The 11,990-nt window shown below is 47.5% G+C and carries 9 protein-coding genes and 1 tRNA gene; 9 read left to right on the top strand and 1 reads right to left on the bottom strand.

Annotated elements, in window-relative coordinates; all coding sequences use genetic code 11:
* Positions 1-5 precede the first annotated feature (5 nt).
* From pheT to QCB45_RS07210, 3 genes are read left to right on the top strand one after another with little or no spacing between them, the layout of a single operon-like run.
* Entirely contained in the window at positions 6-2,396 is a 2,391-nt protein-coding gene (pheT, locus tag QCB45_RS07200) for a phenylalanine--tRNA ligase subunit beta (RefSeq protein WP_279420197.1), read from the top strand.
* A 24-nt stretch (positions 2,397-2,420) separates the two neighbouring features.
* A complete protein-coding gene (locus QCB45_RS07205) occupies positions 2,421-2,717 on the top strand; it encodes an integration host factor subunit alpha (protein ID WP_279420198.1) in 297 nt (98 codons plus the stop codon).
* The gene (locus tag QCB45_RS07210) at positions 2,704-3,093 is read left to right on the top strand and encodes a MerR family transcriptional regulator (protein ID WP_279420199.1); all 390 of its coding nucleotides are present in this window, start codon (positions 2,704-2,706) and stop codon (positions 3,091-3,093) included. The genes QCB45_RS07205 and QCB45_RS07210 overlap by 14 nt, the downstream gene beginning before the upstream one ends.
* 58 nt (positions 3,094-3,151) lie before the next feature.
* On the opposite strand, the gene QCB45_RS07215 is transcribed toward QCB45_RS07210, so the two are convergent.
* Entirely contained in the window at positions 3,152-3,799 is a 648-nt protein-coding gene (locus QCB45_RS07215) for a TetR/AcrR family transcriptional regulator (RefSeq protein ID WP_279420200.1), read from the bottom strand.
* Between the two features lie 188 nt (positions 3,800-3,987).
* Here QCB45_RS07215 and QCB45_RS07220 point away from each other — a divergent pair, with 188 nt between their 5' ends.
* From QCB45_RS07220 to QCB45_RS07245, 6 genes are all read left to right on the top strand, one after another.
* A complete protein-coding gene (locus QCB45_RS07220) occupies positions 3,988-5,166 on the top strand; it encodes an efflux RND transporter periplasmic adaptor subunit (protein ID WP_279420201.1) in 1,179 nt (392 codons plus the stop codon).
* A gap of 22 nt (positions 5,167-5,188) precedes the next feature.
* Entirely contained in the window at positions 5,189-8,356 is a 3,168-nt protein-coding gene (locus tag QCB45_RS07225; protein ID WP_279420202.1) for a multidrug efflux RND transporter permease subunit, read from the top strand.
* Entirely contained in the window at positions 8,353-9,819 is a 1,467-nt protein-coding gene (locus tag QCB45_RS07230; RefSeq protein WP_279420204.1) for an efflux transporter outer membrane subunit, read from the top strand. Before QCB45_RS07225 ends, QCB45_RS07230 begins: the two co-directional genes overlap by 4 nt.
* 139 nt (positions 9,820-9,958) lie before the next feature.
* Positions 9,959-10,035 (top strand) — tRNA-Pro (locus QCB45_RS07235).
* A 158-nt stretch (positions 10,036-10,193) separates the two neighbouring features.
* A complete protein-coding gene (locus QCB45_RS07240; RefSeq protein ID WP_279420205.1) occupies positions 10,194-10,784 on the top strand; it encodes a response regulator in 591 nt (196 codons plus the stop codon).
* A gap of 9 nt (positions 10,785-10,793) precedes the next feature.
* The gene (locus QCB45_RS07245; RefSeq protein WP_279420206.1) at positions 10,794-11,963 is read left to right on the top strand and encodes a CmpA/NrtA family ABC transporter substrate-binding protein; all 1,170 of its coding nucleotides are present in this window, start codon (positions 10,794-10,796) and stop codon (positions 11,961-11,963) included.
* Positions 11,964-11,990 lie beyond the last annotated feature (27 nt).

Raw genomic sequence — 11,990 nt, forward strand, 5'->3', positions numbered from 1 at the left:
GAAATATGAAATTTAGTGAAAATTGGTTAAGAGAGTGGACAAACCCTGAGTGGGATACCAATACATTATCAGAATCGTTAAGCCTGGCCGGTCTGGAAGTAGATGACGTTGAGCCTGTTGCTGGTGAATTCAGTAACGTGGTTGTAGGGCAAGTCATTGCTTGTGAGAAACACCCGGATGCCGACAAGTTGAACGTGACCCAGGTGGAAGTCGGTGAAGACGAGCCTTTGCAGATAGTTTGCGGTGCCAAGAACGTTGTTGTTGGTATGAAAGCCTGTTGCGCGAAAGTCGGTGCTGTCTTGCCGGGTGATTTCAAAATCAAAAAAGCTAAGCTTCGTGGCGTACCTTCAAATGGTATGCTGTGTGGTGCCACGGAAATCGGTTTGCCGGATGATGGTGTAGACGGTTTGTTTGTCTTGCCTGAAGACGCGCCGGTCGGTATGGACGTACGTGAATATCTGGATTTGAACGACGTTGTCATCGATGTCGACCTGACGCCGAACCGTGCGGACTGTCTAAGCATCGAAGGGATTGCCCGCGATGTGGCGGCAATCAGTGGTGCGGAATTCAAGGTACCTTTCGACATGGCTGCTATCGAATGCAGCGGTTCTTGCTCGCAAAAGGTTGTTGTTGCAGAGACCGAGGCCTGTCCAAAATACTTGGGTTGTGTTGTCAGTGACTTCGATACTAATGCAAAAACGCCACTGTGGATGAAGCAGAAGTTAGAAAGAGGTGGTGTACGTCCTTTGAGCTTGGTTGTAGACATCACAAATTATGTGTTGTTGGAGCTAGGGCAGCCGATGCATGCTTTCGATTTTGATAAGTTGCAGGGTGAAGTTCAGGTCCGTAAGGCGCAGGCTGACGAATTGTTGGTAACGTTGGATGAAAAAGAATTAACACTTAAGAACGATACCTTGGTGATCGCAGACGATTCCGGAGCCATTGCCTTGGCTGGTATTATGGGTGGTTTGAGTACCTCTGTAACGGATGAAACCAAAACAATTTTCTTTGAGTGCGCACACTTCACGCCTTTGGCTGTAGTCGGAAAAGCTCGTCAATACGGTCTGCACACTGATTCGTCGCACCGTTTCGAACGAGGCGTGGATCCAATGTTGCCTGAGCGCGCATTGAACCGTGCATTGCAGTTATTTACCGAAATTGCCGGTGGCAAGGTCAGCGAAATCCAGTCTGTTGTGTCTGAAGCGCATTTGGCGAAGCCGGTCACGATTGAATTGCGTCGTCAGACAATTTCTAAACGCTTGGGTCTTGAGATTGACGATGCAAAAGTCGAAAGCATTTTCAACGGGCTTGGTTTCGGTATTGAAACGACGGCTGACGGTTGGTCTGTAACAGCGCCTACTTACCGTTTTGACATGGCCATCGAGATGGACCTGATTGAGGAAGTGGGACGTATTTTCGGATACAACAACCTGCCTGAAACCCCAGTGCTTGCTCCGATGACTCTGAACGAGCTGCCTGAATCAGAACAAGAATTGAATGCACTGAAAGTATCATTGGTTCAGCGCGGATACAACGAAGTCATCACATACAGTTTCGTAGAAGAGGGCAAGCAGCAGATGTTGGCTCCTGATTTACCGTATGTGTTGTTGCAGAATCCTATTTCTGACGACATGAAAGCGATGCGAACGACGTTGTTCCCAGGTTTGTTGCAAACTGTTTCCTATAACCAGAACCGTCAGCAGCCACGCGTACGTGTTTTCGAAACCGGTCTTGTTTTCTATAAGAACGACAGTGATTCGACCGGTGCTACCCAGGTACCTATGATTGGTGGTGCTGTAGTAGGATCGGTTGCCGATTCCGGTTGGGATGAAGTGACCCGTAAGGTGGACTTTTTCGACCTTAAAGGCGATGTTGAAACGCTACTACGCATGAGCCATCAGCTTGGCAATGTACGTTTTGAAGCGTGTAACCATCCAGCGCTGCATCCGGGGCAGTCTGCCGCCTTGATTAAAGACGGCAAGGAAGTCGGAATCATGGGTAAATTACACCCTCAGTGGGTTAAGCCGATGGGTGTCAGCGATGACGTCTATCTTTTCCAAATTCGTCAAGATGCGTTGATGACAATGGAAGTGCCAGCCGCTAAGGCGATTTCCAAGTTCCCTGAAGTTCAACGTGACTTGGCTTTTGTCGTGGATGAAAACGTCAGTGTTCAGGCGTTGCTTGATGCTGTTTCGGCTGTGGAATCCGATATTCTGCAATCGGTGGACATCTTCGATATTTATCGTGGCCAGGGGATTGAACCTAGCCAGAAGAGTGTGGCTTTGACACTTAAAATCCAGCACGCCGAAAGAACCCTTCAGGATGAAGAGGTTGATGCTTTGGTCGATGAAGTCCTAGCCTCGGCGAAACAGGCGGTTAACGCTGTTTTAAGATAAGCTTAAATAATAAGGATAATAATAATGACTCTTACAAAAGCGGATATTGCACAAACCTTATCTGACACTTTTGGGTTCAATAAACGCGAATCCAAAGAGATTGTAGAGCAGTTCTATGATCAGATTAGCGAAGTACTTATTTCTGGTGAACAGATCAAGTTATCCGGTTTCGGAAACTTTGAGCTTCGCGATAAATCCTCACGTCCTGGCCGCAACCCGAGAACCGGGGAAGATGTTCCAATTTCCGCAAGAAGAGTGGTAACATTTAAGCCTGGACAAAAACTGCGTGCGCAGATCGATAATAACAATGCCGAAGTCTAAATCGACAACTCCTACTCAAATCGAGATAGAGTTACCTGATAAAAAGTACTTTACCATTGGTGAGGTGGCAGACCTGTGTGACTTGAAGTCACACGTTCTGCGCTATTGGGAGCAGGTTTTTCCTCAATTGGAACCCAGTAAGCGCAGTGGCCGAAGATATTATCAGCGTAATGATGTGGAATTGATTCTTGAGATCAAGAGTCTTCTGCATGATCAGGGATTCACCATTCCAGGTGCAAAAGCGCGTTTGGCGAAAAGTCGCGTCAACTTGAGTTCGGAAGACATTCCGGAAGAGAAAAAAGACGTGCTTCAACAGCTTCAAACCATTAAGGCTGAGTTGCAAGAGTTCAGAGCCTACCTTCAAAAGCGTTACTAGTTCTCTAGGCAACTCGCTTTATTATTCACAATTCGTTTTAATTGTTTTATTTTCAGCGTTATTTTTCTACGCTGCAGCCTTTTAAGAAAATTTTGATTGCCTGGTTCAGTGCCAGAATGATTTCCTCTTCTGGAACTTCTTCGCAGAAAAGTGAACGCAAGATGAATGGCCCTTTGATCATTTCCAGAAATTGGGTTGCGGCAAGTTTACAGTCCATCAATTCGATTCTTCCGCTTGCCATCTGTTTTTTCAGGTAGTTTTCAAGCATGGTCGTTGCAGTTTGAGGGCCGTATTTATAGAAGATTTTCTGGATTTCCCCTTGGTCAAGGTTATTTTCGGTAATGACTAATCGATAGATGGCTAAGCCATCCGAAGAAAGGGCGACGTTCTGTAATGTACGTCCGAACTGGAATAGGCTTTCGGCTATATCATCCGTCCAGAAAGTTTCGTCGTCAAACTGAGTGAAGATCTCTTTTGATTTCTTTTTGAAGACGGCTTCGAACAATCCAAGTTTATTCCCGAAAATTCGATAGAGCGTTCCCAAGGAGCCACCGGAGAGGCGGACGATTTCATTGACGCTGCTGCCTTCATAGCCTTGAGCCAGAAAAACGGTTTCTGCTACTTCCAATATTTTTTGTTGTCGAGCCAAGCCTCTTTTCGTGGTTGCAGGGGCTGTGGCGGTTTTATTGGAGGCTGTCTGGGACATTGATTTACTCTTAATCTCGCTTGATAAATCGAATTCAATATATTACTTGAATTCAATATACTACATTTCTATTTGTGTTTATATTAATGTGGATATTATACCTAAAAAGTGTCATTCTCTGATTGAGAATAAAGTGTAGTGTATGTTACACTTCATTTTTATGTCAAATACAATTTGAGGGAAATCCTATGTTCGCTGTTTCCAGAACTTTGGCTCAAGTGAGCTCATTACTATTTGCTGCATCCATGTTGTTACCTGTCGAAGCTTATTCCTCTCAGGAAAAAAGCGGGGCCGCTGCACGCCCAGCAATGCCGGTCAGTGTGCTGGAAGTCAAAAGCGAAGATAAGCCCGTCTTTTTTGAATATCCGGGCCGAACTCAAGCAGTTCAGCAAGCTACGGTCTATGCGCGCGTAAATGGGATTCTTCAGAAGAAATTTTATGAAGACGGACAGGTCGTTAAAGCGGGTCAGATGCTGTATCAGATTGATGACCGTCGTTACCAAGCTCTGGTGAATAAAGCCAAAGCTCAGGTTCAGGTTGCACAAGCAAGTTTGAACCAGGCGGAAAGGGAATATAACCGTGTCAGTGGTCTTTTCAAGAAGAAAGCCGTTAGTGAGCAGGAGCGCGATACGGCCATCTCCAACCTAGAACTTGCCAAGGCTTCATTGGAAGGGGCTAAAGCGGCTCTGAACGATGCCCAAATCGATTTGGATTACACCAAGGTCAAAGCGGAAATTTCCGGTGTGACTGGCATCAAACAGCAAGATGTGGGTAACCTGGTCGGTACGGATGCGAAAAACAGCCAACTGACCACCATTACCCAGTTGGATTCAATTTATGTCGTTTATGCGATTCCTGATAGTCAGCGCCTTTCTTTGCATAAAGAAATTGTTGAAGGCAAAGTTCAAGTTGTAAGCGACGATAAGTTAACTGCAGAAATCATTAACGACAAGCAACAAGTCTTGGCGAAAGGAACTGTCGATTTTACCGATAGTAAAATCGATGCCGAAACCGGAAGTGTTCAGGCACGTGCAATTTTCGATAATTCGAACTCGCAGTTTCTACCGGGAGAATTCGTTCGCCTGAGAGTGTATTCCGCAACACGTAAAAACGTGTTTGCGATTCCGCAAAAAGCAGTTTTGCAAATGGGTCAGCAAGCCTTTGTCTATGTCGTCAACCAAGGGTTGGCAGAGTTGACCCCAGTTGTTCTGGCGGCTCAGTACGGAGACAACTGGTTGGTTGAAGCGGGTCTTAAGAACGATGACAAGGTCATCGTCAGCAACCTGATCAAGTTGAGACCTAAATCACCAGTTCAGATTTTGCCAGCTGCAGCTTCAGCCGGAAAACCGGCTCAGAAAGCGCAATAACCTAAGCGGAAAAGGATAAATCATGTTTTCGAGATTCTTTATAGATCGACCGGTAATGGCCACGGTTTTTTCATTCATCATCGTAATCGCCGGTTACATGGGAATGAAATCGTTGCCTATCGCCGAATACCCCGAAATCGTGCCGCCTCAGGTGAGTGTGGTCGCGACCTATCCGGGTGCCAGTGCCGAAACCATCGCCGACACGGTTGCGGCGCCTCTGGAACAGGCCATCAACGGGATTGACAATATGTTGTACATCAATAGTGTCACATCCTCGTCAGGTACTTTGACCTTGACGGTCACTTTCGACATCGGTACCGATGTCGATCAGGCTAACATCAACGTCAACAACAAGGTGCAGGGAGCTTTGAGCCGCCTGCCTGCTGAAGTTCAACAGGCTGGTGTGAAGGTTAACAAAAAGTCTTCCAGCATCCTTAAGGTTATTGCACTTTATTCCGAAGACTCAAGTCTGGATACGGTTTTTATCGCCAACTACGGTCTAATCAATGTTTTGGACGATTTGTCCCGTATTCCGGGCGTGGGTGAGGTCAGACAGTTCGGTTCCAAGGATTATTCCATGCGTATCTGGCTGGATCCGAACAAGCTGGCGAAATACAACCTGACACCGAGTGATATTTCTTCGGCGATTAGGGCTCAAAACTCACAGTTTGCGGCGGGTCGTTTCGGTCAGCAGCCGATGGAAAAAGCACAGGCCTTCACTTATACGGTGACGACCGAAGGGCGCTTGTCCGATGTTTCCCAGTTTGAGAATATCATTCTGCGCGCGGAAAAAGACGGTGCGATGTTGCGTCTGAAAGATGTGGCCAGAGTCGAGTTAGGCGCACAGGCGTATAACTTCAACGCGACCTACGACGGTAAACCGACTGTGCCTATGGGGGTATTCCTTCAGCCGGGTGCGAATGCGCTTGAAACCTCCAAATTGATTGATGAAAAGCTTGAAGAGCTTGGAGCTAAATTCCCGAAAGGCCTGTCTTATGCCGTGCCTTACGATACAACCGAGTTCGTTGAAATCTCCATCAACAAGGTTATTTATACCTTGCTTGAAGCGTTGGTTCTAGTTGTTCTTGTGGTGTTCCTGTTCCTGCAGAACTTCCGTGCAACGTTGATTCCGGTTCTGGCGATTCCGGTTTCGATTATCGGTACCTTCATCGGAATGTATCTGCTTGGATTCTCAATCAACCAGCTGACACTGTTCGGTATGATTCTGGCGATCGGGATCGTGGTAGATGATGCGATTATCGTGGTCGAGAACGTGGAACGCATCATGCGAACCTATAAAATGTCCGCACGAGAGGCGACGATTAAGGCGATGAGTGAGATCACCGGTCCGATCATCGCTATCGTATTGGTGTTGGCGGCGGTATTTCTGCCGGTAGCCTTCATCGGCGGTCTGACTGGGCAGATGTATAAGCAGTTCGCCATTACCATTGTTATCTCGGTCACGATCTCCGGTATTGTCGCTTTGACTTTGACTCCGGCGCTTTGTGCAAACATGTTGAAATCAGGTCATCTGGAAGAAGGTCGATTCTTCGGTGCTTTCAACCGCTTCTTCAGTTGGTTGACTTCCGGTTTCAGCGCCGGCGTTCGAATGATCATGCGATACAGTTTGATCAGTGTCATCCTATTCGGTGGTTTGATTGCTTTGACTTACCAGTCTCTGAATCACTTGCCTAAAAGCTTGTTACCTCAAGAAGATAAAGGGACTTTGTTTGTATTGAGTTATTTGCCGCCGGCTTCTTCTTTGTCGAGAATGGAAGTGGTGCGTGATCAGGTCAGCAATACCTTGTTGGCGCATCCAGGTGTTGAACACTCCATCAGTTTCGCCGGTTTCGATTTGCAGACGTTCACTCAAAAAACCGATTCGGCTGTTTCGTTCGTGAAACTAAAGCACTGGGATGAGCGCCAATCTCCTGAATTGTCATCACCTGCGATTGTCGGTCAGCTATTCGGTCAGTTGATGATGATTCCGGATGCGTTCAGTATTCCAATCGGTATGCCGACCATCATGGGTATGAGTATGACGGGTGGTTTTGAAGCCTATCTGCAAAACCGAACAGGCCAGGGGTCTCTTGCTTTGAGTAAAGTGACTGATGAATTGATTGCCAAAGCGGCGGCGCGTCCTGAGTTGAAGCAAGTGCGTACGACCTTCTCGACGAAGGTTCCACAGTATGAAGTGGTTCTGGACCGTGAAAAAGCGCAGAGCATGCAGGTTTCTGCCAAGGAAGTGTTTGCCGCCATGCAGGCGACTTTCGGAAGCTTGTACGTCAACGATTTCAACCTGTACGGACGCACCTATAAGGTAAACCTGCAGTCGGAAGCCGATTACCGTGAGAAACCGGAAGACCTGTCTCAAGTGTTCGTGCGTTCGCAAACCGGTGAGATGATTCCGTTGAGCAGTTTGGTAACTTTCAATCGTTTGACGGGGGCTGACGTTGTCGATCGTTTCAACCTGTTCCCAGCCGCTAAACTGATGGGTGAGCCGGCTCCAGGCTATAGTTCCGGTCAGGCGATTGCCGCATTTGAAGAGGTGGCTAACGAGGTGATGCCGGAAGGTTACTCACTTGGCTGGGTTGGTGAAGCCTATCAGCAAAAACAGTCGGCCAGTGCCGGTAACCAAGCGTTCCTGTTCGGTTTGCTATTTGTCTTCCTGATTTTGGCTGCTCAGTATGAGCGCTGGTCGATTCCGCTTGCGGTTATCACAGCGGTACCGTTTGCGGTACTGGGTGCTTCGATTGCTGTCTGGTTAAGTGGTTTGAGTAACGACATCTATTTTGAACTGGGGCTACTGACCTTGATAGGACTCTCGGCTAAGAATGCCATTCTGATTGTCGAAGTGGCGATGCAGGAACGCAAGAAAGGCACGCCTTTGGTGGAAGCCGCACAACATGCTGCCAGACTGCGTTTCCGTCCGATTGTGATGACCTCTTTGGCGTTCACCATCGCTGCTGTGCCTTTGATGTTGAGTACCGGTGCCGGTGCCGCCGCCCGTGAGGCAGTGGGAACCGGATTGGTGGGCGGTATGATTGCAGCGACTGTATTTGCACCGTTGTTTGTTCCAATGTTCTTCCGTTGGATTGCTGAATTTTCGGAACGTATTTCCGTCAAAACCGGCGCTAAGAAAGAAGATAAAATAGAGAAAGCTGCAATCACACAGGAGTCAGAAAGATGAAACAGTTCACGTTGAGTAAAGCGATGAATCGTGCGGTGTTGAAGCCGTGGTCTACACTGATTCCCGTCCTGTTTCTGACAGGATGTAGTCAGATTCCGGTTTATGAAAAACCGAAAACCGAACTGCCTGATCAGTGGCAACTGACACAGTCTCAGCAGCTGAAAAGTGTCGCAGCAGACGAATCGGTCTGGTGGAAGCAGTTATGTGGTGACTCGACCTTGGACAAGCTGATTGCCGAAGCGCTGGAAAACAACCAGAATATCGCTCTGGCACGTGTGAATCTTGAAAAAGCGGTTTCAGTATTACGTCAGAGTCAGTCGGGTCAGTATCCATCGTTGGATGCTAACGCCGGACTTGCCCGTACCCAGAGCAGTGACCAGGCTTATCCCCTAAATCAGGGGACGACGTTTGGTGATTTCTCATTGGGCGCTTTGTTGAGTTATGAAATCGACTTGTGGGGCAAGGTTGACGCTTCGGTCAAACAGTCTGAAGCGACGCTTAAGGCCACACAAGCCGATGAGCATACTTTGAAATTAAGTATCAGTGCCGCGGTCGCCAAGGCTTATCTAAATCTGATGGCTCTGAACCAGAGCTTGAAGTTGGCGCAGAACACGGTGCAATCTAGAAAAGAGACTCTTGAACTACGCCAGACTCAGTTGGAATATGGAAGTGTTACGCCTCTGACGGTTTATCAGGCCGAATCCGAATTGGCTGCGGTGCAGATTTCGCTTCACCAGCTTGAGGAACAGCGTGACCTGCAGTTGCATGCGCTTGGCGTTTTGGTTGGGCGTTCACCGAAAGTTCTGGTCGAGATGTCTGGTGAAACGATGCCAACGGAATCCTTGGCGTTCACACACAGCTTGCCGATACCGAAAAGTCTGCCGTCGGATCTGTTGAATCGACGTCCGGATATCTATGCAGCCGAACAGCGCTTGATTGCCGCGAACGCCAATATCGGTGTCGCCAAAGCAGCCTTGTTCCCGTCGATCAGTCTGACAGGTCTGCTAGGTTTCCAAAGTGAAGCTTTGAGCCATCTGTTTGACGACGATGCGGTTACTTGGAATGCATCGGCCGGAATCACCGCACCGATCTTCGACTACGGTCGCCGTAAAGCCATGGTTCGCTACAGCGAAGCGGACAAGAAGGCGATGGTTATCAATTATCAGCAAACGGTTCGCAACGCGTTCAGAGAAGTTCTTGATGCTTTGACGCAGCTTGAAGGCAGCAGTAAGCAGCTTGAAGCCCAGAAACGCCAGGTTACAGCCTTGATGCAGACTTTGGACTTGGCCCAGAGTCGTTTTGATGCCGGTTATTCAAGTTATCTTGAAGTGCTGGATGCGCAACGCAACCTGTTCAATGCCGAACTGGCCGAGGTGACCATGAAGCTGAATCATTCCAGTGCCTTGGTCAGCCTGTATAAGGCTTTGGGCGGTAGCTGGGTAAAACCGGAACAAAAGTCTTGATATAACTCAAACATTATAGGGGGTGTCTTGATTCTGCCGTTTGCTAACGCAGAATCAAGAACATGAAAAAAACCGGGCAAAACGAATAGGCCTGGTTGATTTGTCACTCAAACTCCCTATAATTCAATCTTTCTTATATCGGGGTGTAGCGCAGTTTGGTAGCGCACCACACTGGGGGTGTGGTGGTCGCAGGTTCAAATCCTGTCACTCCGACCATCTTATTTCTTGCAATCCAACCACCTGTCAATCTGAACGGCTTCTATTTGGATTAACTTACTTGTTCGAAGCTTGATATTTATTTAATGTTTGATTATTTCTTGTACCATATAGATGGTTTAATAAATGCATTCATGATTTTCTAAGGTTTTTTTGCAGTGGGACAATTTGATTTTTTAAAGGTCTTGTTGATTGATGAGGACTTGGCTCGTTCGGCTTTATTGCGTCGGTCTTTGCAGGATCATGGCTATGAAGTCATTGCCAGGGTTGAGCCCGGGCCGAATTTGTTGGCAAAGGTTGCGCAATATATGCCTGACGTCATCGTGATAGACACGGCCTGTCCAGACCGGGATATATTGGAGAGCATGTCTTTGTTAAATCAGCATAATCCGATGCCGGTAGTGATGTTTTCCGAAGAAGATGACGATCATACGGTAAGTGAGGCGATTCGTTCCGGTGTGAGCGGTTATGTTGCACGCGACACCAATCCTGACCGCGTACGCTCGATTATGAAAGTGGCGATAGCGCGTTTTAAAGAGTACCAGGCATTAAAAGAAGAATTGCATAAAGCCAAATCCGAACTGGAAGGGAATAAAGCGCTACAAAAAGCCAAGGCTTTATTGGTGGAACATAAGGGTGCGACTGAACAGGAAGCGCATCAGGCTATTCTACGTATGTCTATGGAGCAAAATAAGCCGGTCGCGGAAATCGCAAAAAATATTATTCAAGTATTGGAAATCCAGTTGTAGGAGAGACGGGTGACTGAAAAATTAAATATCGGGTTTACTCCTTTAACAGATGCGGCTCCCTTAATCGTTGCCAAGGAAGAGGGCTTTTTTGCCAAGAATGATTTGGATGTGACTTTGCATCGTGAAGTTTCCTGGTCAAACATACGCGACAAGCTTGCATTTGGTGAGTTTGAAGCCGCACATATGCTGGCACCGATGCTGATGACATCGGCTCTGGGAGTAGGAGGGGTAAAAAGACCTTTGGTCACAGCCTATTCTTTCGGCCTTAACGGAAATGCGGTCAGTGTGTCCAATGCGCTTTATGCCGAGTTGAGTCAATTTGAGTCACAATTAGTGCTAAAGCCGGAAAAAAGTGCCTGGACTTTGAAGCAGGTCGTCGAGCAAAGAAAACAGCAAGGTTTGCCGATGATTCGCTTTGCGGTCGTGTTTCCTTTTTCAATGCACCAGTATCTGTTGCGTTATTGGTTGGCCACCGGCGGTATCGATCCGGATCAGGATGTACAAATAACCGTGGTGCCGCCTTCCAGAATGGTTCAAGCTTTGGAAGAAGATCTGATTGATGCCTATTGTGTGGGAGAGCCCTGGAATACGCATGCCGTAAAACGTGAGGTTGGGGTCACTCTGATTACCGGTTATGAGATATGGAACAATGCCCCGGAAAAAGTTCTGGGTGTGCGTAAAGAATGGGCGGACACAAATCAACAAACTCACGAACGATTGATTCTGTCGCTTTATCAGGCGAGTGAATGGATCAGCCGGGTAGAAAATCGTGAACGTTTAACTGAATATCTGTCGTTGCCGGAATATGTCGGCGCGCCGATTGAATCTATCCAGAATGCAATTAACGGTGAGGTGTGCAACCCGAGTTGTTCAACCTGCCGAAAGATTCCAAACTTTGCTTTGCCTTTCAATAACCTGGCTAATTTCCCTTGGCAGTCACACGCGGAGTGGGTTTTGTCGCAAATGAAGCGTTGGGGACAAATTCCGGATGAGGTGGACATCGCCGAGACGGCTGAGGCCGTGTACCTAACGGACGTGTACCGTTCGGTTTTAACCGCTTACGGGGTTCAATTGCCAAGCGTAAATAAAAAGGTAGAAGGTCAGCATTCAGAACCTTGGTTACTGGAAGGGATTGAGCTGGGGGCAGATCAATTTATTGCGCCTTTGACGGAAAATTAAAAAGCATTAATGCTCATTTTTGGTGCG

Origin of the sequence: Thiomicrorhabdus sp. ZW0627 (genome assembly GCF_029767005.1) — a bacterium.
Taxonomy (GTDB): domain Bacteria; phylum Pseudomonadota; class Gammaproteobacteria; order Thiomicrospirales; family Thiomicrospiraceae; genus Thiomicrorhabdus.

Excerpts from the sequence above, each read along its gene's own strand:
- pheT (WP_279420197.1), top strand. The coding sequence starts at position 6 with ATGAAATTTAGTGAAAATTGGTTAAGAGAGTGGACAAACCCTGAGTGG.
- QCB45_RS07205 (WP_279420198.1), top strand. The coding sequence starts at position 2,421 with ATGACTCTTACAAAAGCGGATATTGCACAAACCTTATCTGACACTTTT.
- QCB45_RS07210 (WP_279420199.1), top strand. The coding sequence starts at position 2,704 with ATGCCGAAGTCTAAATCGACAACTCCTACTCAAATCGAGATAGAGTTA.
- QCB45_RS07215 (WP_279420200.1), bottom strand. The coding sequence starts at position 3,799 with ATGTCCCAGACAGCCTCCAATAAAACCGCCACAGCCCCTGCAACCACG.
- QCB45_RS07220 (WP_279420201.1), top strand. The coding sequence starts at position 3,988 with ATGTTCGCTGTTTCCAGAACTTTGGCTCAAGTGAGCTCATTACTATTT.
- QCB45_RS07225 (WP_279420202.1), top strand. The coding sequence starts at position 5,189 with ATGTTTTCGAGATTCTTTATAGATCGACCGGTAATGGCCACGGTTTTT.
- QCB45_RS07230 (WP_279420204.1), top strand. The coding sequence starts at position 8,353 with ATGAAACAGTTCACGTTGAGTAAAGCGATGAATCGTGCGGTGTTGAAG.